26 protein-coding genes are annotated in these 24,125 nt (G+C 35.4%); 12 read left to right on the top strand and 14 right to left on the bottom strand.

All coding sequences use genetic code 11. The features are described from left to right. Positions 1 to 7: 7 nt before the first annotated feature. Genes M9C83_02550 through M9C83_02540 form a run of 3 tightly spaced genes read left to right on the top strand, consistent with a single transcriptional unit; the run spans position 8 to position 1,832 of the window. Positions 8 to 499 carry an NUDIX hydrolase gene (locus M9C83_02550; GenBank protein ID URQ67096.1) on the top strand — a complete coding sequence of 164 codons (492 nt, stop codon included), beginning with the start codon at positions 8 to 10 and terminating at the stop codon, positions 497 to 499. Beyond that, positions 499 to 1,062 (top strand): YqgE/AlgH family protein, encoded by a 564-nt coding sequence (locus M9C83_02545; GenBank protein URQ67095.1) that lies wholly within the window; start codon positions 499 to 501, stop codon positions 1,060 to 1,062. Before M9C83_02550 ends, M9C83_02545 begins: the two co-directional genes overlap by 1 nt. Beyond that, positions 1,059 to 1,832: a GDSL-type esterase/lipase family protein gene (locus M9C83_02540; GenBank protein URQ67094.1), complete on the top strand. Its 774-nt coding sequence runs from the start codon at positions 1,059 to 1,061 to the stop codon at positions 1,830 to 1,832. The genes M9C83_02545 and M9C83_02540 overlap by 4 nt, the downstream gene beginning before the upstream one ends. On the opposite strand, the gene M9C83_02535 is transcribed toward M9C83_02540, so the two are convergent. After that, positions 1,822 to 2,673: a phytanoyl-CoA dioxygenase family protein gene (locus tag M9C83_02535; protein ID URQ67093.1), complete on the bottom strand. Its 852-nt coding sequence runs from the start codon at positions 2,671 to 2,673 to the stop codon at positions 1,822 to 1,824. The two genes, M9C83_02540 and M9C83_02535, sit on opposite strands and share 11 nt — an antisense overlap. Between M9C83_02535 and M9C83_02530 the strand changes: the two genes are divergently transcribed. Then, on the top strand, positions 2,672 to 4,720 hold the full coding sequence (locus M9C83_02530) for a thioredoxin family protein (GenBank protein ID URQ67092.1): 2,049 nt from the start codon (positions 2,672 to 2,674) through the stop codon (positions 4,718 to 4,720). The two genes, M9C83_02535 and M9C83_02530, sit on opposite strands and share 2 nt — an antisense overlap. Further along, a complete protein-coding gene (locus tag M9C83_02525; protein ID URQ67091.1) occupies positions 4,720 to 5,331 on the top strand; it encodes a redoxin domain-containing protein in 612 nt (203 codons plus the stop codon). The genes M9C83_02530 and M9C83_02525 overlap by 1 nt, the downstream gene beginning before the upstream one ends. A gap of 5 nt (positions 5,332 to 5,336) precedes the next feature. Here the strand turns inward: M9C83_02525 and M9C83_02520 are convergent, their stop codons facing one another. Further along, a complete protein-coding gene (locus M9C83_02520; protein ID URQ67090.1) occupies positions 5,337 to 5,663 on the bottom strand; it encodes an SCP2 sterol-binding domain-containing protein in 327 nt (108 codons plus the stop codon). A 93-nt stretch (positions 5,664 to 5,756) separates the two neighbouring features. Between M9C83_02520 and M9C83_02515 the strand changes: the two genes are divergently transcribed. Genes M9C83_02515 through M9C83_02505 form a run of 3 tightly spaced genes read left to right on the top strand, consistent with a single transcriptional unit; the run spans position 5,757 to position 9,776 of the window. Further along, positions 5,757 to 6,641 carry a phytanoyl-CoA dioxygenase family protein gene (locus M9C83_02515; protein URQ67089.1) on the top strand — a complete coding sequence of 295 codons (885 nt, stop codon included), beginning with the start codon at positions 5,757 to 5,759 and terminating at the stop codon, positions 6,639 to 6,641. After that, positions 6,634 to 8,721: a DUF3604 domain-containing protein gene (locus tag M9C83_02510; protein ID URQ67088.1), complete on the top strand. Its 2,088-nt coding sequence runs from the start codon at positions 6,634 to 6,636 to the stop codon at positions 8,719 to 8,721. Before M9C83_02515 ends, M9C83_02510 begins: the two co-directional genes overlap by 8 nt. Positions 8,722 to 8,762: 41 nt before the next feature. Further along, positions 8,763 to 9,776 (top strand): aspartate carbamoyltransferase, encoded by a 1,014-nt coding sequence (locus M9C83_02505; GenBank protein ID URQ67087.1) that lies wholly within the window; start codon positions 8,763 to 8,765, stop codon positions 9,774 to 9,776. Here the strand turns inward: M9C83_02505 and M9C83_02500 are convergent. Together M9C83_02500 and M9C83_02495 are read right to left on the bottom strand one after the other, a co-directional pair. Beyond that, complete coding sequence (locus M9C83_02500) at positions 9,773 to 10,939, bottom strand: cystathionine gamma-synthase (protein URQ67086.1); 1,167 nt, start codon at positions 10,937 to 10,939, stop codon at positions 9,773 to 9,775. The genes M9C83_02505 and M9C83_02500 overlap by 4 nt on opposite strands. Positions 10,940 to 10,944: 5 nt before the next feature. Beyond that, on the bottom strand, positions 10,945 to 12,315 hold the full coding sequence (locus M9C83_02495; protein URQ67085.1) for a pyridoxal-phosphate dependent enzyme: 1,371 nt from the start codon (positions 12,313 to 12,315) through the stop codon (positions 10,945 to 10,947). 66 nt (positions 12,316 to 12,381) lie between these two features. Between M9C83_02495 and M9C83_02490 the strand changes: the two genes are divergently transcribed. Next, positions 12,382 to 13,224 carry a methyltransferase domain-containing protein gene (locus M9C83_02490; GenBank protein URQ67084.1) on the top strand — a complete coding sequence of 281 codons (843 nt, stop codon included), beginning with the start codon at positions 12,382 to 12,384 and terminating at the stop codon, positions 13,222 to 13,224. Between the two features lie 368 nt (positions 13,225 to 13,592). Here the strand turns inward: M9C83_02490 and M9C83_02485 are convergent, their stop codons facing one another. Genes M9C83_02485 through M9C83_02475 form a run of 3 tightly spaced genes read right to left on the bottom strand, consistent with a single transcriptional unit; the run spans position 13,593 to position 15,667 of the window. Next, complete coding sequence (locus M9C83_02485) at positions 13,593 to 13,973, bottom strand: VOC family protein (protein ID URQ67083.1); 381 nt, start codon at positions 13,971 to 13,973, stop codon at positions 13,593 to 13,595. Further along, positions 13,970 to 15,250: a peptide-methionine (S)-S-oxide reductase MsrA gene (msrA, locus tag M9C83_02480; GenBank protein URQ67082.1), complete on the bottom strand. Its 1,281-nt coding sequence runs from the start codon at positions 15,248 to 15,250 to the stop codon at positions 13,970 to 13,972. The genes M9C83_02485 and msrA overlap by 4 nt, the downstream gene beginning before the upstream one ends. A gap of 6 nt (positions 15,251 to 15,256) precedes the next feature. Beyond that, complete coding sequence (locus M9C83_02475) at positions 15,257 to 15,667, bottom strand: MAPEG family protein (protein ID URQ67081.1); 411 nt, start codon at positions 15,665 to 15,667, stop codon at positions 15,257 to 15,259. Between the two features lie 66 nt (positions 15,668 to 15,733). Between M9C83_02475 and M9C83_02470 the strand changes: the two genes are divergently transcribed. The 3 genes from M9C83_02470 to M9C83_02460 all read left to right on the top strand — a co-directional run bounded on the left by M9C83_02470 (position 15,734) and on the right by M9C83_02460 (position 17,591). Next, entirely contained in the window at positions 15,734 to 15,901 is a 168-nt protein-coding gene (locus M9C83_02470) for a hypothetical protein (protein URQ67080.1), read from the top strand. A 218-nt stretch (positions 15,902 to 16,119) separates the two neighbouring features. Beyond that, on the top strand, positions 16,120 to 16,821 hold the full coding sequence (locus M9C83_02465) for a hypothetical protein (GenBank protein ID URQ67079.1): 702 nt from the start codon (positions 16,120 to 16,122) through the stop codon (positions 16,819 to 16,821). A gap of 254 nt (positions 16,822 to 17,075) precedes the next feature. Then, positions 17,076 to 17,591, top strand: coding sequence for a GTP pyrophosphokinase (locus M9C83_02460; protein ID URQ67078.1), 516 nt, complete (start codon positions 17,076 to 17,078; stop codon positions 17,589 to 17,591). A gap of 57 nt (positions 17,592 to 17,648) precedes the next feature. On the opposite strand, the gene M9C83_02455 is transcribed toward M9C83_02460, so the two are convergent. The 7 genes from M9C83_02455 to M9C83_02425 are packed head-to-tail and all read right to left on the bottom strand — an operon-like array spanning position 17,649 to position 24,023. Beyond that, complete coding sequence (locus tag M9C83_02455) at positions 17,649 to 18,254, bottom strand: hypothetical protein (protein URQ67077.1); 606 nt, start codon at positions 18,252 to 18,254, stop codon at positions 17,649 to 17,651. Next, positions 18,247 to 18,528 (bottom strand): hypothetical protein, encoded by a 282-nt coding sequence (locus M9C83_02450; protein URQ67076.1) that lies wholly within the window; start codon positions 18,526 to 18,528, stop codon positions 18,247 to 18,249. Before M9C83_02450 ends, M9C83_02455 begins: the two co-directional genes overlap by 8 nt. Positions 18,529 to 18,552: 24 nt before the next feature. Further along, complete coding sequence (locus tag M9C83_02445; protein URQ67075.1) at positions 18,553 to 18,774, bottom strand: hypothetical protein; 222 nt, start codon at positions 18,772 to 18,774, stop codon at positions 18,553 to 18,555. Further along, a complete protein-coding gene (locus M9C83_02440; GenBank protein URQ67074.1) occupies positions 18,774 to 19,301 on the bottom strand; it encodes a hypothetical protein in 528 nt (175 codons plus the stop codon). Before M9C83_02440 ends, M9C83_02445 begins: the two co-directional genes overlap by 1 nt. Before the next feature lie 4 nt (positions 19,302 to 19,305). Beyond that, positions 19,306 to 19,665, bottom strand: coding sequence for a hypothetical protein (locus tag M9C83_02435; protein ID URQ67073.1), 360 nt, complete (start codon positions 19,663 to 19,665; stop codon positions 19,306 to 19,308). A gap of 39 nt (positions 19,666 to 19,704) precedes the next feature. Next, on the bottom strand, positions 19,705 to 23,031 hold the full coding sequence (locus tag M9C83_02430) for a TM0106 family RecB-like putative nuclease (GenBank protein URQ67072.1): 3,327 nt from the start codon (positions 23,029 to 23,031) through the stop codon (positions 19,705 to 19,707). After that, on the bottom strand, positions 23,028 to 24,023 hold the full coding sequence (locus tag M9C83_02425) for a WYL domain-containing protein (protein URQ67071.1): 996 nt from the start codon (positions 24,021 to 24,023) through the stop codon (positions 23,028 to 23,030). The genes M9C83_02430 and M9C83_02425 overlap by 4 nt, the downstream gene beginning before the upstream one ends. Positions 24,024 to 24,125 lie beyond the last annotated feature (102 nt).

Here is a 24,125-nt window from a genome sequence, read left to right as displayed (position 1 = left end):
CTTTAAAATGAGGGAAGATCAAGTCACTTCTCCAAAACTTGGCACAGAACATAGTGTCTGGGTAATGGAAGTACCCACGTGGGTAAATATTATTCCTATTACCTCATCAGGAGAGGTAATTTTGGTAAATCAATATAGATTTGGTTTAGAAAAGACATCCTTAGAAATACCTGGAGGAATGGCTGATCATGGGGAAGATCCAAAACAAGCAGCTATTCGAGAATTGAAAGAAGAAACAGGTTTTGAAGGAAGTGAAGTTGTTGAAATAGGAAGAGTAGAATCTAATCCTGCAATTTTGGCCAACCATACTTATACATACCTTGCTCTTAATTGCGAAAAGTCTGCTGATCAGAATTTGGATGGAACTGAAGACATTGAGATTATCAGTAAAAATATTGACGAGATACCTTCTTTGATAAAAAATCGGGAGATTGAACATGCGTTGGTTATAAGTGCCTTTTATTTTTATAACTTGTATAAGCTGAGTGAAAATATGTAATGTGGACTGAAGAAGACAAAATAAAAGGAAAAATTCTTTTCTTTTCTCCGAATGAAGAAGGAACATCTTATTTTACAGACTCATTAATATACATTTGCGATCATAATGAACAAGGTTCCCTTGGCTTAATTTTTAATAGACCTTTAGAGCTCGATTTAAAGGAACTACTAAGAGGCTTAAAGATTAGTGAAGTTGATAATGCTAAAGGGAATGTATTTTTAGGTGGGCCCGTTAATCCCGGAGCAATATTTATACTTCATAGTTCAGATAAATGCTGGAAAGGAACCTTAAAAGTGAGTGAAAATGTTTACATGAGTACAGATTTTGAGGCTATAGAGGATATTGCTAGAGGAGATGGTCCCAAAAATTTTAGGCTGACACTGGGTTATACAGGATGGGGTCCAGGACAGCTTAATACTGAAATCGCAGATAATGCTTGGATTGCATTTGAAGAAAATAGTAATTTAATATTTAAAATAAATCCAAGTGACCAAATCAATGAAATGTCAAAAATAGTTGGTTATGATATTCGAATGATAAGTCCCAATTTTGGTAACGCATGAAAATAAGCAAATTAGTATCAATATTATTAGCACTTACCTTTTTTGGGTGCTCTGATGATATTCAAATTTTGGAAGAGAGAATTAAAACTCAAGCAGAATTAAATAATACAGAAATTTCTTCTGCAGAGATAAAAAAGACTGCACTCTATCTCAATGCTTGGAGTAAAAAAGATTTTTATAAGGATGAAATAAATGAGTTCTTAGAAGAGGATAAGTTAGATTTTCCAAAAGAAATTGAAGTTCTTTTTACAGGTAGTTCTAGTATAAGATTTTGGAATTCTTTGGAAGAGGATATGCAACCTCTCAAAGTTTTAAACAGAGGTTTTGGTGGTGCTCATATCTCCCATGTCAATCATCATTTTGAAGATGTCATTCAACGTTACTCTCCTAAAGCTATTGTTTTCTTTTGTGGCACAAATGACTTAACTGCTTTGAAAACACCTGAGGAAACTATTCAAGATTTCGAAATCCTAAAAGACAAGATTCATCAAGCTTTACCTGGCGTTCATTTATTCGTAATAGGTATAAAACCGTCTCCAGCTAGAGTTTATTTAGAAAAAGAAGAGATAGCTTACAACGAGATGATTGCCAAAATAGCTTCGAGAGATGATTTGGTAACTTTTATTGATATCTGGGATGGTATGTTATCGGCTGAAGGAGAACGGATTCCTGACCTTTTTATTGAAGATGGTCTCCATATGAGTGCTAAGGGGTATGAGATTTGGACAAAACTAGTCAGAGAGCACTTAAAAACAATGTTTACTCTTTAGGTAATAATCCAAACATTTTATAACCAATAAAATCATCTGAAATACCATTTTTTGGTCTCTCAGGGAGGGTAGTAATGGGAAAAGCAATAGGAGTTACGTCACTATCAATTTTTTCTCCTACCTTTATCTTAGATCTATCGACACTAAAATGAAATTTATCATCGCCTCTAGTGCATCCATCAGCAAAAAAAATCGCGGTATGAACTATTCTGTCATAGTTTGAAATATTTGATTTAGCTCTGTGAAATGTCAAACCATGGTGAAAGGAAACATCACCCTCTTTCATAGTTTGATAATTTATTTGATCTGGACTTACGTTAGCAGTTTCCAAAAAATTATTTTCATCAACCTTGCCTGAAAAAATATTGATAAATTTTTTGTCCTCAATCTTATGAGAGCCTGAATAAAATCCTAATTGACCATTGGTCTCATCGACATCGCATAAGGGAATCCAGGCTGTTATTGTTTTGGTTTCCTTTATAGGCCAATAAGGCTGATCATGATGAGGGTCCGTTTCTCTGCCGCCCGATTCCTTCACTAAAGCTTGATCATGCCATAATCTAATTACCTCAGTATCTAAAAGCTTTGATGCTATTTTGCAGACCCTTTGATCGAAAGTAAGCTTTCTAATATCTGGGTAATCTTCCCATAAATTTTGACATTGAGTAAATGACTGCTCATATTCTGATCGGTCTTTTAAAATCCTTTCATCAAAGTGTTTTCTCTCTTTAATAGCTTCTTTTATTAGTTCTCTGTAAAATTTAATTTCAGAGCTATCAAATAAGTCTCTTACGACTACAAAACCGTCTTCGTTAAAACTTTTTTTTAAATCTTCAAACATGCTTAAAGAGATTAATTACAAACTTAATAAGAATATCATAAAGTGCTTAATTTTTTGTGGAGTTATCTTTACGAATCACAATGTATTTTCAGAGGCAAAGTACTACGAAAGCGACTCAACCATCGAACTAATTTCAGAAACATACTCCATTCAACCTGGAGACAATTTTATGTTGGGTATGAAATTTAAACTTGCAAAAGATTGGCATACCTATTGGGAAAATCCAGGTGATGCCGGTGAAGGAGCTACTATAGATTGGATATTGCCAAAAGGTTTAGAAGCTTCATCAATTCTTTGGCCAGGACCAGAAAGGATTCCCGTTGAACCCTTAATGACTTTTGGTTACAACGATGAAGTGGTTTTGTTAACAAAGATATCTTCTTCAAAAGATATTGAGTTTCCTATTAATATTGAAGCAAAAGTTGGTTGGTTTACATGCAAAGATATATGCATTCCCCAAGAAGGTATCGTAGCCATTCAAATAACTGAAGGTTTATTCATACCTTCATCCAATCGAGAAGAAATAAATAATTATTTAGAAACAGTACCTAGTGACTTTAATCAGGAATACAGAATTGAAAAATTAGATGATAGTTTCTTCCTTCAAACTGATATAAAAGATGGAGAACATTTCGATGACGTCTATTTCTTTCCAAAAGAATATGGCTTAACCAGTTATGCTGAAGAACAAATTTATGAAAAGAATCAAAATAGTTTCATTTTAGAAATTAAAGCTTCTGAAGCTGATCTTAATTTCAGTAAATTTGAAGGTGTAATAGAGGCATCAAACAAAGAAGGCAAATCCTATTATCAAATATCATTCCCGCTGACTGCAGATTTACCAAAAAACGAACAAGGAATATTGCTATTGATCGTGTTTGCTTTCCTCGGCGGGTTGATCCTAAACATCATGCCATGCGTATTTCCCATACTCAGTATCAAAATATTGAGATTTATGGAACATGGAAAAAATTCATCCTCGCAAGCCTATAAATTCGGCTTATTTTATACCTTAGGGGTAATCTTGAGTTTCTTGTTAATTGCCCTACTCTTAATCTTATTAAAATCAAGCGGTGAAAATATAGGTTGGGGATTTCAGCTGCAGTACCCCTTAGTGATAAGTATTCTTTTTTATTTATTTGTTGCATTAGGCTTCATGTTTATGAGTAATTTAGTATTTGGCAGTCAAATGGGGCAATTGAGTTCTATTGCCCAAGTAAAGAATGAATCTCTTGAGTCTTTCCTTACAGGCATCTTAGCAGTAGTAGTAGCCTCGCCTTGCACAGCTCCTTTCATGGGATCTGCAATTGGTTTTGCATTGCTACAGCCCAGTGGAAATTCATTTCTTATTTTTCTTAGCTTAGGACTTGGATTCGCACTTCCTTACTTAGTGCTCAGTGTAAAACCTTCATTATTATCTTTCTTACCAAAACCTGGTGCCTGGATGGAGACGTTCAAACAATTTATGGCATTTCCTATGTGGGCATCCGCACTCTGGCTTTTGTGGGTATTAAGCGGTCAGGTTGATAGCAATACAGTGTTATTGGTCTTAGTAGGAGGTCTAGTTATCAGCCTTTCATTATGGATATTAGAAAAGAATACTTCACCTCAAAAGTGGATAAGATGGTTGGTAAGATTTGTTGTTTTGATTTTAGTTCTAGCTTCAATATCAATTATTCCTACTGAATACAGCACTAAAGATACTCAAGATGAAATAGTTTATAGCGAAGAAATATTAGATGAATATAGAGAAGCTAAAGAACTTATCTTTTTAAATTTCACAGCTGACTGGTGTATTACTTGTAAGGTAAATGAAAGAGTTGCTTTGAGTTCAAAGAAAGTGAATGAATTAATGAGTAAACGAAATATTTTCTATCTAGAGGCGGATTGGACCAGGAAAGACGGAGTCATTGCCAAAAAGTTAGAACAATTTGGTAGAACTGGTGTACCTCTATATGTACTTTATCCTTCAGAGGGTGAACCAATTATATTGCCAGAAATTCTTACAGAAGATATTCTATTGAGATATCTAAACGAGCTTAGCTGATGAAAAAATTTATTACTCTTACTTTTTTGATTTTCTATTTTTCACAATTCTTATCGAGTTTTGTGGAAAATGAGGATAGCGCACCCGAATTCAAATTATCTGACAGCTATGGAAATGAAATATCCCTTAGTTCATTCATAGGTAAAAAAGTTGTACTGGAGTGGACAAATCATGGGTGTCCTTATGTTGCAAAGCATTACGAGACAGGAAATATGCAGTCTACTCAAGAATTTGCCAAAGAAGAAGAAATCATATGGTTGAGTATTATTTCCTCAGCTCCAGGTACTCAAGGATACGTTTCATCTGATGAAGCTAATAGGCTTACCATTGCAAGGAAGGCTTCTCCAACGCATGTTCTCTTCGATCCAACAGGCGAAGTAGGTCGAACTTATGATGCCAAGACTACTCCTCATATGTATATAATCAACGAGGAAGGTCTGTTGAAATACCAGGGAGCTATTGATGATGCCGGTGGTAGAGGGTTCATGAGTAGAGATCTTCTCAAAGCAAAGAACTATGTAAAAGAGAGCTTGAGAGAGATGGGCACCGGCGAAGAAATTTCTTCACCAGTTACAAAGCCCTATGGGTGTTCTGTAAAATATGCCTCTTGAGAGATTTATTCCGGTGCTTTAAATACAGATCCTAGCTTTTGTCCTAATCCCATATCTCCTGAAAACTTTACTTTTCCTTGCATGAAAGCTCCCATTGCAGCTTGCTGATCTCCAGAAAATACTTTTTCCATTGTCTCTTGGCTATCAAAGGTTAAAGTTAAACCTGGATCTTCGTGCTCAGATTCTACTACAGATAAAGCTCCATCATTTATATCCACATAGAAATTGGTAAGATCTTCAATATTAATTTGAATTGTTGCTTCTATTCCTTTAGCACCATCAGCATCAAAGGCAGTTTCAAGTCCAGTTTTTAATTCTTCAAAAGTCGCCATTTTTACTCCATTTCAATTTTTTGAGAACTCATCTTCTCAAATTAAGTGAACTTAAACCACCCTATATGGAAATAAATTGATAAAATTTTTGTCATGGATAGAAAAGATATAGATCTACAAGCTAAAAAAGATTTCTCAAATAAAATTAATGAGCAAGCAGGAAGAACTTCTAGCAGAGAGTTAACTCTCACAAAGTACATGACTGATGAACAGAAAAAAAGTTGGAATGATTCCGGTTATATCTTAATACCTAATTTTGTTGATGAGAACTTCTGTAATGAGATGAATGATGAAGTAATAAGCATCATAAAATCTATTGTTCCAGAGGATAGTGCCTTTAGTCATGCCTATGCGGGTGATGGTCACATAGCGATAAGAGAAATGAAACCCAGTAAAAATGCTACTAGCATCGAGGATGAAATATCCAAGCTCTTTAGAATTCATTCAAAAGGTATTTTTAATTCATTTATCAAAAATGAGACCTTGTGTAATCTACTGGAAGATATAATTGGACCTGATATAGATTGTTTTCTAAGCCAATTTATATTCAAGAATCCAGGTGCATGGGGACAACCCTGGCATCAAGATTCTTCTTATTTTCCTTTCGACAGAGAACCGCAAGTTGCAGCTTGGTTAGCAACAAGCGAAGCTACACTAGATAATGGATGTCTGGTAGTTCTTCCTGGTTCACATCATGAACATCTTCATGAACATCTACCGGATGATAGAAAAGAATCAAATTATGGATATACCGAAATAAAGGATCATGATTTCAGCAATGAAATACCTATGACCTTAAATAAAGGGGATTTATTGTTATTTCACAGCTTCCTAATGCATAAATCCTATGACAATAAGTCAGATTCTAGAAGAACAGCAATGGTTTATCATTTTGCTGAAACCGGCACTGACTATGGAGCTATTGATAGTCCAACTAACGAATGGATCTCTATTAGAGGTCGTGGACTAAATGCTTAAAGCGTTAAAATTTATAGGATTAGTTTTAAGTCCTTTTCTTTTAATATTTATCTATGTCTTTATTTCCTCTTCTGGCCTAGTTGGCAACCTTCCTGAAGATGGAGAATTAGTCTATTCTCCTAGACCAGTTGACAATATTCCATTAAGTGAAAAGCAAATATTCTTTGGTGATTTGCATGTTCACACTACCTTTTCACAAGATGCTTTTCTTTTCAGCTTACCCATGCTTCAGGGAGAGGGAGTTCATCCTCCAGCTGATGCTTGTAATTTTGCTCGGTTTTGCTCCTCTTTGGACTTTTTTTCAATTACTGATCACGCAGAAGGTATGACTAAAAAGATGTGGCAGGATTCCTTAGAATCTATGAGGAACTGTGATTCTATTTCAGATGAAAACAATAAGGATCTGGTTGTTTTTGCCGGTTGGGAATGGACACAAATGGGGGCCAATCCAGAAACACACTATGCTCATAAAAATGTAATCCTTAGAGATTTAAATAATGTTCCTGATGTACCAATTGGGGCGGGCCTAACCGGTCTTGATTTGTTGATTGAAAATAGTCTTACCCCCTTTTTGCCCTTAGTGGCTGATTTTCCTCCTGAAGCAATTGATTTTGATTTCCTTAAGTTCAGAGAAGAATCCTATTCGATTCCATTTTGTGATCAAGAAAGGAATTTAAAAGAAGAATGTAAAGAGAGGGCTGAGACTCCGAAAGAACTATTTACTAGACTTGATGAGCTTGGTTTAGAAGCAATTGTAATACCGCATGGGACAACATGGGGAATACACTCTCCAGCGAATTCTAGTATGAGTTCCCAACTCTATAATGGTAATCATGATCCTGATAAACAAAGACTTATGGAAGTATATTCGGGTCACGGAAATTCAGAAATCTATCAGAAATTTCTTCATGCTGAAGAAATTTCTCCAGGAGTATTCAAATGCCCTCCTCCAACAGATAACTTTGAGCCTTGTTGCTGGAGGGCAGGCTTAATAGTTAATGAGCAATGTAAAAAGGAAACTGGTGTTGCATGTACAGATAAAGCAAATGATATTAAAGAACAGTTTGCCAATAATGCCTCAGGATTATTAAGATTTGGTCTAGTTGAAAATGCAACAGAAGAAGATTGGAATCAATGTGGACAGCTTAAAGATTCTTTTCTTCCAGCCTATACCTACAGGCCTGCTATGAGCTCTCAAGCTGCCCTAGCATCTCAAATTAATACAAGTGGAGTCTTAAATTCCTTTAAATTAGGTCTTATAGGATCAACAGATAATCATAAGGCCAGGGCTGGAGCTGGATATAAAGAATTTGCAAGAAAATCGATGGGAGATTCTTGGGGAGCTAAAGATAATTTAACCTGGATACTACCTCCTGAACGAGGTGCCTCTTTTTATTCAACAGGAGGTTTGGTTGCAGTGCATGCTGATAGGCTAGATAGGAATAAAATTTATAATTCTTTGTATGAGAGAGAGGTATATGCAACATCAGGTGAAAGAATCTTACTTTGGTTTAATTTGGTTAATGGTCAGGAAGAAGTTCCTATGGGAAGTGAATTAAGTTTTTCTGAGAATCCATTTTTTGAAGTAAGAGCTGTCGGATCCTATAAACAACTTCCTGGGTGTCCTGATTATGTAAATAATTCTATGTCAAAAGAAGAAATAGAACGTCTTTGCTTAAATGAGTGCTATAACCCAACTAACGAAAGAAATTTAATAGATAGAATTGAGGTTATAAAAATAATACCTACCGAAAATTTAGATGCATTGGACAATGCTATTCAAGATCCATGGTTAGTTTTTGACTGCGATGATACCGGCCAAGGTTGTTTAGTGTCTTTCGAAGACAAACAATTTACTAAAGACAAAGTTAGTTCGGTTTACTACATAAGAGCCATTCAAGAAGAAAGCATGGCTGTAGGAGGAGATCCTCTTCGTTGTGAATATAACGAAAAAGGAGAATGTATAAAAATTAAGCCCTGTTATGCCAGTGGACCAGAATTTGAACCTTCTGATGACTGTTTAGCTCCTATTGGAGAAAGGGCTTGGTCATCCCCAATTTTCTTAAACTATCTTAATTAAAGCTAAAGATGATAAGATGCCGTCTCAAAAGTTAATAATAGATGGATTTTAGAGGTAACCACATCCTTTCTATAGATCAGTTCGATCGTAAAGGCATAGAAAAATTATTTTCTGTTGCAGACAAATTAGAACCTTTCGCTTCCAAAGAAAAAATAACACGAGTGCTTGAAGGCGCGATCCTAGGGAATATGTTCTTTGAACCTAGCACAAGAACTAGGATAAGCTTTGGTGCTTCGTTTAACTTGCTTGGAGGAAATGTTAGAGAAATTACAGAAGTAGGAAGCTCTTCCCTAGCTAAAGGTGAATCTCTTGCAGATACAGCTCGAGTTCTAAGTGGATACAGCGATATTATAGTTATGCGACATCCTGAGAATGGCTCTGTAAAACGCTTTGCAGATTCAAGTAGAGTTCCGGTAATAAATGCTGGAGATGGATCAAATGAGCATCCCTCTCAAGCTCTTCTAGATCTCTATACTATTCAAAAAGAACTGTCAGAAAATAATAAAACGTTAGATGGCCTTAGAATCGCCTTAGTGGGAGATTTGAAATATGGAAGAGCCGTTCACTCGTTATGTAAAATTCTCTCTTTTTACTCTAATGTAAAATTAAATCTCATTTCTCCTAAAGAACTAAAACTTCCTCCGGAGTTATTAAATCAGCTAAATGAATCTGGTCTAAGTCTATCTGAGACTGAGAATCTTGAAGAGGGAATATCTGAAGTCGATATTATTTATATAACGAGAATTCAAGAAGAAAGGTTTAAGAGCAAATCAGATGCCAATAAATACAGAGGACTACTAAGCCTTAACCAGTCTATTTATACTGCTAATTGTGAACCAAATACCGTAATTATGCATCCTTTACCCAGAGACTCTAGAAGTGATGCAAATGAATTAGATAGCGACTTATACGAAAATCCCAATCTAGCAATTTTTAGGCAGGCAGATAATGGCGTTGTAATTAGAATGGCCATGTTTGCTTTAGTTCTGGGTATAGAGGACAAAATTGAGGAATCTTCAAAATTAGTAAACTGGAATGTGGGTTTGGATAATTAGGTTAAAGAACTTTCTATATCTTCCAATAAATCGTCGATAGACTCTATACCTACTGAAAGCCTCACTAGACCATCGCTTATTCCAATCTCTTCTCGAATTTCAGGTGGAACTGATGCGTGAGTCATAATTGCTGGGTGCTCAATAAGACTCTCAACTCCCCCTAGACTCTCTGCCAAAGAAAATAATTTCGTTTTTTCAAGAAAGTTAGTAGCACTTTCTAAACCGCCTTTTATTACCACCGATATCATGCCTCCGAATCCATTCATTTGCTTCTTGGCAATATTGTGCTGTGGATGACTTTCCAGACCAGGATAAATTACTTTCTCAATTGAAGAATGGGACTCTAAAAAAAAAGCAATATCCAGCGCATTTTTACAATGTCTCTCCATTCTAACTGGCAGGGTCTTTAAACTTCTCAATAGCAAAAATGAATCAAATGGATTCATAATTGAACCTACGGCATTTTGAAGATAAAGAATTTCGTTAGCTATTTTTTCTTTATCTGGCGAACAAACTACAACTCCTCCTATTAAGTCCGAATGACCATTCAAGTACTTAGTTGCAGAATGAACGACAATATCAAAACCTAGTTCTATTGGATTCTGAACAAAAGGAGAGCAGAAAGTATTATCGCAAACTGAGATTAAGTTATGTTGTTTAGCAAAAGCGGAGATAGCAGATAAATCAGCGATTTTAAGAAGAGGATTTGTAGGGCTCTCAACCCAAATCATTCTGGTCTTATCATTAATTGATGCTTCAAGGTTATTTAGATCGCTTAAATCACAAAATGTAAAATCGAGTCCAGCAGAGCGTTTTCTTACATTCTCAAAAAGTCGATAAGTTCCCCCGTACAAATCATCCATTGCAATCACATGATCTCCGGCATTTAGCAGTTCTAATACAGTTGCACTAGCTGCCATACCGGAAGCAAAAGCATATCCGAAAGTACTACCCTCTAGATCAGCTATGCAAGATTCCAGTGCTTTACGAGTTGGATTGGTGCTTCTTGAATAATCATAGCCTTTGTGAACTCCTGGACTTTCTTGCACGTAAGTTGAGCTTGTATAAATAGGAGTCATTATGGCCCCAGTAGTTGGATCAGGTTCTTGTCCAGCATGAATGGCTCTTGTTTCAAACCCTTGTTTATTCTTTTTTAAAGACATAAAAACTATTTGAATTTATTACGATAGTAATTAATTAAATCTACTTTAGTTACGAAACCAATAAAAGTTTCACCATCAAAAATTATGGCTACTTTACCTTCAGTAAGTATTGAAAGTAATTCATCTTTCGAGGCATCAAATTTTAATGTGTCTAAATGATCCATCATGTAATCAGAAACATTATTAGAGAAAGAAGATTGATCTTTACTGACAGCAAAAAGTAAATCTTCTTCATCGAGAATACCCACTAACTTATCACCTTTCATTACCGGTATTTGAGATACGTCCGATGCTCTCATTCTATTGTATGCAACAAGTAGAGAATCGGTTTCGTTAACACTTATCATTTCTCCTTTATCAGCTCTTCTGTTGATTAAATCCCTTAAGTCTCCATAAGTTTTTAAATCAAGGAGATTGTTATCCTGCAACCAGGCCTTATTGAAAGCTTTTGATAAATATTTGTTACCTGTGTCACATATAAAGGTCACTACATTTTTATGTTCCTTTTGCTTACGACACCACTTTGCTGCAGCAGCAACCAAAGTGCCTGTGGAAGATCCACCAAGAATACCCTCTTCTTTTAAAATGATTTGTAAGACTTCAAAAGCTTCCTTATCTGAGACTGTTTCAGCATCATCCATAAGAGAGACCTCGAATGTATCTGGAATGAAATCTTCTCCTACACCTTCTACTAGCCAGCTTCCGCCATCGTAATTATATTCACCTTTGAGAACTGCATCTGAAATTATGGAACCTTCAGGATCAGCTGCAACCATGCAGATAGATGGATCTTTAGACTTGAAGAACTCTGCAAGTCCTGTAAGTGTTCCACCAGAGCCTACCCCTGCTACTACTGCATCGATATTCCCTTGCATTTGCTCCCATATTTCAGGTGCTGTGGTTGTCCTGTGAGCAGTTGGATTAGCTGGGTTACCAAATTGATTTGCAAGAAATGCTCCTGGTGTTTCTTGGGCTAACTTTCTAGCCATATCTTGATAATATTCAGGATGACCTTCTGGAACATCAGATCTGGTTAAAATTATCTCAGCGCCAAGACCCTCGAGGTGTAAGATTTTTTCTCTACTCATCTTGTCTGGAATTACCAAAATAATTTTATAACCTTTTAACGCAGCTATTAATGCTAACCCAATTCCAGTATTACCTGCTGTTGCTTCTATAATTGTTCCACCGGGTTTAAGTTCACCCGACTTCTCTGCTTCCTCAATAATAGAAAGACCGACTCGATCTTTTATGGATCCTCCAGGATTATTCAATTCTAATTTCACATAAAGGTCGCAAGGCCCTGTATCAAGAGACTTCAATTTCATCATAGGTGTATTACCTATTAGATCTAAAAGGGAGTCATTCACGTCCATATTCATAAGGTGCAAATCTTACATTAATTCTTATAAAATGATATGCATCAATATAAGGATATGACTATGGAAGAAATAAATTTAAAACAGAAAGAATTCTGGTCTGGTTCAGGTGGTGATGTTTGGGTAAACAAACAAAGTGAGATGGATATTATGCTTAATCCATTGGGAACTAAAGCAATAGGTAAACTAGATTTAAGTGGAGTAACAAAAATAATAGATATTGGTTGTGGCTGTGGCGCAACTACTCTAGAAATTGCAAAGCAATTAAGTGAAGGAGAGATCATAGGGGTAGATATATCCGAGCCTATGCTGGCTAGGGCAGCTCAAAATGCTTCTGATCAATCTTTATCTAATGCTAATTTTCAAGTTTTAGATGTGCAAGTTGACGATATGCCATCTGATTTTGATATTGCCTTTTCTAGATTTGGTGTTATGTTTTTTGAAGATCCATACCAGGCATTTTCAAACATATACAAATCCTTAAGAGAAAATGGTCAACTCAGTTTTGTATGTTGGCAAAATCCATCTTTAAATCCTTGGCAAAGTTTATCCATACAAGTTATAAAAGAGTTCCTTGATCTTCCCTCTCCTCCTCCAAAAAGTCCTGGACCCTTTGCGTTTGAAGATAAAAATTATATTTCAGATATCCTCAATCAATCTAATTTTAAAGATATAGAGATAGAAGATAATCAAGAAGACATTGTTATGTTTTCAGGAAAATCCATCGAAGAGGCTTGTGAAGACTACTTAACTATTAATCCTGTAGTGACTGAAATGCTTAAAAATTCAAAAGAAGAACTTAAAGATGAAATCCTTAAAGCATTAGTTCCTAAGTTTTCAGAGTTTCACAATGGCGATGGGCTGTTGTTTCCAAGTGCAACTTGGATAGTAACAGCAAGAAAGTAGCAATTGTTCGCTTTTTATACAAAAGAATTTGCGCTTGCACTAAAATAGCTCGATTTGCGTTGATAAAGAAATAAAGGGTTTGGCATAGAGATTGCATATCAATTGGTATGGAAACTAAAAAAAATCTCAAACTTAAAACCCTCGGCAAGATAGGAAAAGAAATCAGCTATTTCATTCCTTTGGTAATGGGAGTCTATTTCATAGCAAGCTTTGTAAGCTCGACCTAAGCTTATGTCTGCTGAAATAACGCCAAACAATACCAAAAAGAAATGGGGTATTGAAATGAGTGATTCGCTAAGAACTACACTCACAATAAGAATATTACTCGCTTATGTAATATTCGATACTATTGCTGATCTTCTATAAATCTAACCAAATTTACAAATCGTAAGTTTGTTGCCGTCTAAGTCTCTGACGTAACCACCATAAAAAATGGGCGCCCTTTGTCCTGGAGCACCTTCGTCTGAAGCTCCTAGAGATATAGCCTTTTCATAAAGAGCATTGACATCTTCTTCAGTTTCCATAGTAAAACCTACCATGCTTCCATTTCCAACAGTTGCCTCTTCACCATCGTAAGGTACAAATACTGCAAAATTTGTGTCGTCTCCTGGGATAGTCCAAAAAAAACTTCTTTCATTAGGTCCAAAGCTGGTTGCTCCCATGTCTTCAAACAAAGCATCATAAAAGCTTTTTGCTCGTTCTAAATCATTAGTTCCAACTGTCACATATTTAGCTATTTTTCCCTTCATACCTTCTCCTTTATTTTTATCTTGTTGTATTCATCCCTAGTTAAGAATTCTAAAACTGTAGCATTAATACAGTATCTCGGTAAACCATTTGGCCCATCTGGAAATACATGACCTAAATGTATATCCGAAGTAACAGATCTTATTTCAATCCTTCTCATTCCGTAGCTATTATCTGCGAGTCTGTATACCGAACCTTCAACAGGTCTGGTAAAAGATAACCAGCCTGTTCTCGAATTAAATCTATATTTTGTATCAAATAAAGGGGCTCCACTTAATTTATCAACGAAAACTCCATCGGGCGTATTCTTAAAGATTTCGTATTCCTTACAATATCTTGCATCTGTCCCGTCATTAAATGCCACTCGGTACGCCTCAGTATTTCCTAGCTTAAATAAACCCAAGGCTTGATAAAATTCTTTTGGGGAAAGATATCCCTGATGTCCGAAAACTTCAGAACCTCTTTCCAAAAAAAGGATAGTAGGAGTTGCCCAAGTTGGAGTTTTTATCACTAAACCTTCCAAGTTGGATGCATCTCTGTAAACCAAAGGGATGCTTCCTGCGTATTCATCAGAAACATCTTCACGAAATTTTTGGCAATATGGACAGAAACCTTCAGGTTCAATTACTACTATACTCTTTCCAATCTTTAAAAGATTATTGTCTTTTTTCGGCTCATAATCGTTCCTTACAAACTTAATGCCGGTTGAATGATCTGGGCAATAACCATTCGGATTCTTCTTTATGTAGTCTTGATGATAATTTTCTGCAACAAAAAATTGTGATAAAGGCTTTACGATTGTTTGAATGTCACCGTATCCTCCATCTTTTAATAATATTTGATATTCCTCAATTAATTCCAAGATTTTGCTCTGCTGCGCCTGATCTGAATACAAAACTATTGATCTATATTGTGTTCCTATATCATTACCCTGCCTGTTTAGCTGAGTGGGATCATGAGATTCCAAATAATGAATTATCAATTCTTCAAGTGTGATCAAATTTTTGTTGTAGGTAACCTCTACAACCTCAGCATGATTATTTGGGTTAAATTTATTAGAGAACTTCGTAATATCTCTATAAGTTGGTCTTACCCCTTCTCCATCAGCGTAACCAGATACAGCATCTATGACCCCATCAAGCGCCTCATAACCTTTCTCCGCTCCCCAAAAGCAACCAGAACCTAGTACGATTTTCTCTACATGGCTGGTAGATTCATTCTCAGAAGAAAATAACAGAACACTTAAAAAGACACTATAAACAGTAAGAAATTTTTTCATCTTAAATTATAGACCCCAATTATTATTCGCCAACCAACTTATCGAAATAATAAAGCCCCAGATGGATTGAGTAATCAAAACTATTAGACTACCGATAGTACCTAGTGCTCTAAATATGCTGCTTGCCCCTTCTCTGGTGATACCATAAGCATGAAATATTCTTGAGATTAAAAATACATCTCCAAGGATCGCGATAGCCAGAGTTGGAATGTTTCCAACTGTCTCAAGGAGGAATGAAAGAATAAGAAAAAGAAGTGCATTTTCTAACAAATTAGCGTGAGCTCTTGATATTTGTAACAATTCAAAGCTATCGCCTAAGCCAAGATTTATTCCAGTTTTAAATCTTTGACGTCCGGTTAAATAAGCCAATATCAATGCAAGTATTGTGAGTGCGCAGGCATAAAAAAGTGTGACCATTTTAATCTCTATAATTCAATTTGACAAAAGTGTATTGTATTAAAGTTATTTAAGTAGGTGTAAAAAATGAAATCTTTCTTTTTAATTTTCATGGTATTTTCCTTATCAAGTTGTGCAGTAGCTAGTTTAACCACAACAGCTGTGTCAACTGCTGTCAAAGTTGTTGAAGTTCCCTTTAAAGTAGTTGGTAGTGTATTGTCAGATGAAGAGGAAGAAACTGAAGAAGACCAATAGACTTGGTAGACACGAGTGGACTCGAACCACCGACCCCCACCATGTCAAGGTTACAGCCTTAAACTAACAATCCTTATTATATCTACGTTTCAGAGTATCAACTTTGCTGGTATACCACTATTTATACCACTTTAGTGTAACAATTCTACGATTTCTAACAGTTTTGCGTCTCTTGCCTCTAAGAGTCTAATAAAAATCCTTTTTGCTATACTTTCTTTGTGAATCTACAAATAGAGAAAACTAAAGAATTACTGAAAAAGACTGATCTTCATAATGAACGAGGGTCAATTATTTATTCAGCAGATAGTACATTAAAAAAAGGTAAATTTTATTTCCTAGGGCAAAACCCTGGAGGTAATAAAGAAAATAAGTATGGAGAAGATTCCATTTTAAATCAGTTAATTTATTCAGGTGAACATAACGAGTACACAGAAGGAGAATGGACAGGCACAAAAGGAAAAATTCACCAATATAATATAAAGAAAATGTTTAGCGATTTAGAGGTACAGTTGGAGAATGTCTTTTCAACAAATCTTAGTTTTATAAGATCAAGTCGAACTGAAACTTACGAGAGAAACTTAAAAGATGATTACAACACTTTTTGGTTTATTCATGAATTTTTTCTATCTGTTGTAAAACCAAGATTCATAATTACAAACGGTGCACAACCGAGAGACTTCTTCAGGAAGAAGATGACTAAGATTAAAGAGGATAAGAAAAAAGAAATGAAAAGTTATGGGCGCTATAACCATGTAGCAAGTTATTTTACTGGAGCTTTACAGACTAATTATGAAAACTTTGATGAACTTACGATATTAGCAATACCTCACCTCAGTAATGTGACAAATAATCTCAACGACTATGAGGAATATTATAAAGAAGGTGTTCTATGGCTTAAAAAAAGATTAAATTCTGAATAGCTTGAGTTAACTGCCGAAAATTTTTATTTTCCCATTGAAATTATCTTATTTAGCACAATACAAGTAAGTGTAAGCAAAGAAAAATAATAAACAAACTTAGACCTGTTAAAAGGGTAAATTATCACAGAAAATCCACAATAGACTTATCCAATCTAAAACCAGTAGTTAAGCCAGAGCTTAAAAAGAGAAATGATAAGTTATTTAAGGTTTTAGTAGACAACCTCAATAGGAATACTTCCTAAATTAGTACTGCTATGAATACAAGCAATGTCATTAAAGCAAAAGAAATAGCCACAAGAGTCCACGGAGACTTGCTAGATAAGAAAAATTATCCTTACATGGCTCACATTTTTGATGTTGCCTCGAGAGTTGCACATCTTGGTGAGCCCTATGAAGTTGTTGGTTTGCTTCATGATGCCATTGAAGATGCAGAGCCTGAAGATTTCAGAAAAGAAATCACTGAACTAATAGAAACTAGTTTCAGTAAAGAAATTGTTCTCGCAATAAAAGCAATGAGTAAGAGAGAAGGTGAAGATTATTTTGAAGATTACTTACCACGACTAAAAGCAAACAAGATTGCCACTCAAGTGAAAATTGCAGACTCATCACACAATCTTTCAAAGGCACACTTATTGGATGAAATACATCAAGATAAGTTGAGAACTAAATATATAAAGGTTCTTAACGAGTTAGGTGAAGATGGAATGAGTTGTGAGATACCATTAGTTTATTCAGAGCCAGAAGAAAAATGGATACTCAAAAATCCTTAACGGATTTACAACAAGTGTTTTGTCTAGAGAGTCTTTCTTTTTTAAATTGTAAAAATTTTAGCGATATTTAGAACTTTTCTTACACTCTTCTATAAGGTGCACCATTAGTGTTCTAAAACCCAACATTCTGTATTGTCTTTCAGGAAAAGCAAAATATTTAATATTAGGATCATCATCTTGAATTTTTATGGTTAATACTTTCCACCCTAGTAAATTCTCATAAGCTTCCTCAATAGCCAAAAAGGATTTATAGACTCTTCCCAAGTTAAGATGAATAGCGTGGTTTCCATCATCAAATTCTAAAGCATTAATTATCTTGGCATGATTATTTTCAATATATTTGCCATCAAAATTTAAGACCAGATCAACGTGTTTATCTTCTAAAGAAGTGAAATCAAAATCTGGGAATTTAGTTTTTACTTTATTGGTTGAGAGTTGGACAAAAATTGAGGGTTCGCCTAAACAGTTCTCTTCGTCAACCATCACGTACATTCTGTCCTTCCAAACTAAGTTACTTCTTACACTGCCTGTTTGAACACCTTTGAGAGTGAATTCGCTATTAGGAAACCAATATGTCTCGTCATGCAAGGAGTTATATTCAACTTCGCCGAAAATGATATCTGTAAATAAAAGGACAACTAATATATGTATTGATCTATTCATTTTCATGAGTTTCCAGATAAATTAATGCCTCTTTTTTGCAAGTTGGGCATACATTAACAACCTGCCCTTTTGTTTGATCTGATGGAGCTGCCAAGCAACCTAAATCAACAAATAGACCGTGAAAAGGATATTGCTTTTGTACCTCAGAGTCATATCCTGATGGAATTCCATAACTTGGCTCTGCGATACCTTTTAAAAGATCATCTCCATGTATCCAACATATATTTTGTCGTAGAGCATAGATCTCTTTTTTAAGCTGTTCTTTAGTTTTCATATGTTGAAAAAAAATTTATTAAATTCAGTAAAGAGAAAATTTACCTATAACTTCTAAATCTTCTTCTGAATCTTCTTGATAATGCTTCACCTTACTCAAACACAGGATATAAGTTCCTAAGGTTAAGGTTGAGGTGGAGAATAAAAATATAAATAATAGTTGAAAAGAATAGTCTCTATATGCAAAAGCTAAAACAATAAAAGAGAACAAGCCAAGCATATAGATAAAAAATCCTATTAATCTCATTAGACTTTAGTCTCCTTCACGGTCTCTTCTTCCTCCTCATAAGGAGCGAAAGATTCACAAATTTTTGTAGCTTCCTCAATTGCCTTATCTAAATGATCTAGTACCCACTTATCTTTCCCATAAATAGAATCTAATTCCATTACTCTTACACCTCTTAAGCTAGGAAAATTTCCTTTAAGCTCAAGAACTGATCTTTCCTCTAAAGCTAGATAAACTTTAAGATCAATCTCTTTTTTCTTTTTGAGATTGACTCTTATACTCGCTTTTAAAACCGAGTCCTCTTCTGGCTCATCAAAATCTTCTGAATCAGGGGAATACATTACAAAACTGGGTTGATCCGCAAAACAATGAGGTCTTTTGACATGAAAGATAAAGCCATTATCTGACCGGGGATTCTCTGAATACTTTTTTACTAAAAGCATATGAGGTCCGGCATTTATAATCCTGAATGAGTCAATTGTTGTAATATCGATTTCAGAGAAGATACTAAAAGGAAAGAAGGCAAAGAAAAAAAGAAAAAATTTCATACAATTATTGAATGGTTGGTTTATTTGATGGATCTAAAAAAACTGAAAAGAAATCTGCTTGATGAATATCCGATGAATCATCAAGTTTTTTCTTTTCTTCTAAGGAACGCTCTAGACCTATTTCCAAAAATGCATTTACTCTTTGCCTGGCGAACTCTAAGTCCTTTGATTCCATACAAAACCTTGAAACACAAAAAAACGCCATAGCATCAGATATTTCTTCTGGATCAAGTCCTAGATCTAGGAAGTATTCCTTTAGACAGTCTAGTCCTAAGAATATCCGATGAGTGTCATCTTCTATTTCTTCTTCATCAGGAAAAGATATTTTAATGATTGCTTCTTGGTTTAAGTCTTTTATTTCCATCTGGAAATAATAACTTATTTGACGTCATATCATGACGCACTAATGTATAGCGTAATCCACCAAGTCCATATAGAAATTTACCAAGGACATCTCTTTAGAGGAATTTGCTATTGGTTGATTGAGGTTTGGAGAAGCTACAAGAATAGCTAAAGTTTGAGCTCGTGAAAGAGCTACGTTGAGACGGTTTCTCTCTAAAAGAAAATCTGCACCTCTTGGAGCACTTTCTAAATCACTTGCAGCCATAGAGATAAGAACAATAGGTGCTTCTCTGCCTTGAAACTTATCAACTGTTCCAACTTCAAATGATGACCCCATAGCCTCTTGGAGTAATCTTATTTGATGATTGTATGGAGAGACTATTAGAATATCTTTTGGAGTTATGGACGACTCATTGCCCTCTTCATCTGTTTTTTTACCTTTTAGAAGATTAACAACTAATTTTTCTATAGCCTCAACTTCTTCTGCACTAGATTGCTCATTGCCTTCATGTTGAACAGGTAAGTAACAGATACCTGACTCCTTTTCTAAATTCGCTTTACTTATTTGTATCTTTCTAGAGTTTGCTACATCTACGGACTGTAATCTTCCGTCGTACACCCTAGATGATATGAAATTACATATATTTGAATTAAGTCTATAGGTATCAGGTAAGAGTATGCCTTTATCTGCTGGAACAGTAGAAAATTCTCCTAGCAAGTAATCAAGGCAAGAAACCCCGGAGTCCTCGGGATGGACTCCTTGAGTTGGTTGAGATAACTGCATTTGATCTCCCATAAGAATAATATTTTTACAGCATTTACTCATTCCTACCATGTTTGCCAAAGATACTTGTCCAGCCTCATCTATAAGAAGATAATCCAGTTCGCTTTCCATTTTGTCATTTGCAAATGTCCAAGCCACCCCGGCAACTATCTTAATTTCATCTGATAATTCGGCTTGACCAACATTTTTAAAAAGTTGAATCCTAGAATTATCATAAAGTTCATCCTGCCCACTATGTATTCTAGCGATATCACCCGAGATACCGTCCTCATCCATAACATTTATTACTTTTTCGAGAATATTATTTATAGCTTTATGGCTATTAGAGGCAATCCCAATCTTATAACCTTGATTGACTAAGGAAGATATAACTCTTGAGCCAACATAGGTTTTTCCTGTACCCGGCGGACCTTGCATACATAGATACCCTCCATCCAAAGAAGAAGAGATCTCGATAGCTGCTTCCAGAGTATTACTGCCCCATTTTGATAAATTAGTATCTCCCTCCTTTTTTAGGTTCGGTCGATCTTTGGACAAAAAATTGTCCAGGCATTTATTTAACTTACCAGTTTTTAAATAGTTTTCCGCTATTTCTTGAATGCTTGTATCAATAGGTCTTGCAGGAACAACATTGAGAGGAATCAAACTTAAATGATTGGGTAGTTCCTTAGTTGATTTAAGTTTTATATTGCCGTCATTAGAATTCATCTCATGCACGGTAACGTTTATATTTGTATCTTGCTTTACACGCACTGAATCTCCTCGTTTGATCTTTGTTTCTTGGTTTGGATCAAATGAAAATGTATACGCTGAAGACTTGCTAGTGATTTCTTCAATTTCTCCAGTAGCGACTAAATCTCCCAGGCAATCTAGATCATCAACAAGCTCTTCATCGGTTGACTCTAGTCGATCAAAAAGTCGCCAGTAGGCAGGCTTATTTTCTCTTTTATGGTAAAGACATAGATTTGCCAAGATCCGGGCATGAGGTTTTTCATCTTTCTCTGATAAGTTCTGGACTAATTCATCTAAAAGATTTGATGCATCAATCCTCTCAACCTCTCGTTCTTTGCTTGCTCTGAAGAAATAAGAAATACCTTCTTTTTCTTGAATAACTCTCAACCAATCGGACAAAGAAATTAATGAAACACAATCATCTTTGTTGTAATCCCAAATCTCTTTCAAATATTCACTATCAGTATGATCTTTTGTATCTCCCCTTTCTGAAGACCAGACTTCATAAACTACCGTTGAATCTTGACCACTACTTACTTCGTTATCCCTTTCCTCTCTAAACAGAGGCTCTATAGCTTTTAAACCGTAGCCTTCCGCTCCTATGCACAAAGACTGTTTTACTACTCTATATAAATCCAGGAACACTTCATTTCTTAAAAGATTGTCTACCTCTCTTTCGCGAGTCCCAAAATGACCCATGAGCTCCCTTATAGCTGTTATCTCAAATTGACCGTAATGATATACGTGCATTTCGTTATCTTGTTCCCATCTTGCATAAGTCCAATCAATGAAGTCTTCAAAAGCAGTTTTCATTTCTTCTTCAGAATGAGCCCACCAACAGTCGAAACCTTCAGCGTTATCTTCATGTGCTGCACCCCATAAATAATGAAGAGGAATCTTAGTAAGCAGAGGATTACTTTCAATATCGAAATAAATATCTAATTCAGATTTAGGAGGCAGTGAGGATAAACCAAGCCCTATTTCTACATTTGAGAGTAAAGAATAAGGTATGCCTCCGCTTTCTTTGGCTTGATTTTGCATAACTGCCTGCAACCTTAATCTGTCTAAAACTCTCTTATCTAAATTGTGAACTTTGATATCACTGGTAGCTAATTCTTTTAAAGTATTAATACCCGCTTCATTTAATTTAATAATTTGAGAATGTTTGATATTTGCTACTTGAAATAAATGATCTCTTTCTTCAAGAGTTTTTTTCGCATGTTCACTAAAACGTCCCCAATTTCTATACATATCAGGATCAGGAAGCTCACTAGTCATGTTGGTGCTTTGGAAAACTAAGAACTGTTTCCTGATTTCTTTATAAAAAACAAAATAATCTTTTACTTGAAAACGTTCCTTTTCTTTATTTCCATAGATAAGAACGCAAGTGTCAGTCAGAGTGCCTTGGAGTTCCGACAACATCTCTGAATAGCAGCATAGCTGTATCAAAAACTTAGGTCTGGATTTATTAGCTAGTTTTGCATCCCAAATCTCATAAGCATAATCACCAAAATCTGATTTACCTTCAATTTTATGAAGGAAGTCCGCTCTTCCAAAAAAATGTTTATCTCCTAAAGCTGCTTGATAAATAAGTTCGACACCCTCTTTCATAGCTTCTTTAGTGGCATCAATCATATCCTCTTGATCTCCATCTAGAATGATTCGTGAAGACATTTCGGAGGAAAGATCATGAAATAATTCCATTTCATGCTGATCCCCTTTCTTGGAAGCAACTTGCATAAAAGGATCTTCTTGGTCTTCCTTCACAGCGTCTTTATCAACCTCCCTTAGGTACTTATAAATAAGAGACTCAAAAGGTGATTCAAAGAATCTCATTAGACTGGATGGTGAATGTCTCTTAATATCGTTCATTTATATCTCTTATTCATAGATTTGATATTTTGAATCATTTCCTCTCTTAAAAAGTTCGGTTTTATAACTTCAACTTGTCCTGCAAAACCAAGTAGCCACCATCTTAATTGAGCTGTATCACTTACTTTAGCTTTTACAAGCAACCTACCATCATCAAGAGGTGTAATTTCTTGATCTTTAGATAAAGAGCTTTCTGTCAAATGAAAGCCAGCAGATCTATCAAATTTAGCCTCTAGGTTTATAGCTTTATTGGAATAGAGGTATCCCAAATTATTATCTTTTATATATTTATCTACAGAGAATCCTTTAGGTTCATAGGAGGTATTGCCATTCCACTCGGCTTTAGTAAATCTGTGCAAAGGTAAAAATCTCGGATTATCCTTATCCTCATCCATGGAACAGATTAAATAATGTATCTGTCCCCTTAAAACTAACCCTAACGGATTAATAATTCTCTCTTTAGCCCTTTTCTCTGCTCTATTCGTATAAAGCACTGAAAGCTGTCTGCCCTTAAGAAGAGCATCGTAAATCTCAGCTTCAACTTGATCATTAATCTTAGGAGCTTCTAATCTTTGCCATTGATGCTCTACCCTGACACGCTCTCTCCAACGACTGATTTCATTTCTCTTTATTTTTTTCAAAATAGAATTAGCACGATCAAAGAAAACTTTAATTCTTTTAAAGCTCTTGCTGGGCATCAAAGGTTCTAAGTACTGTTCTGCCAAACTAAAAGTCAGCGCTTCAATCGGGTCCATAGAAGGTTGTAAACCAAAAGCGCTTTGATGCCACGACCATCCAAAGGGTCTTTCTCTATCATCGCATACGATTGGCATAACAGACTCAAGAGACTCTAAGTCTCTTTGTATCATTCGAAGTGACACCGAGTATCCCAAGTCATTTAATTGACCTTGGATTTCCAATGTACTGATCTTGCTAGGATGTCTTGGCAATATCTGAAGAAGTTGGAGCTGTCTAAGACTACTTTCAGGCATGAATGTATTTAATTAATTGTGACGTCATTATAGGACGCTTTATAAAAATATACTTAGAAAAGGTTGACAATGGTCAAAAAATAGTATAAAATTTTTTTATAT

This window comes from SAR86 cluster bacterium (assembly GCA_023703575.1).
Taxonomy (GTDB): Bacteria; Pseudomonadota; Gammaproteobacteria; order Magnimaribacterales; family Magnimaribacteraceae; genus Magnimaribacter.
The sequence above is the reverse complement of the archived record's forward strand: the minus strand, read 5'-3'. Positions and strand labels throughout refer to the sequence as shown.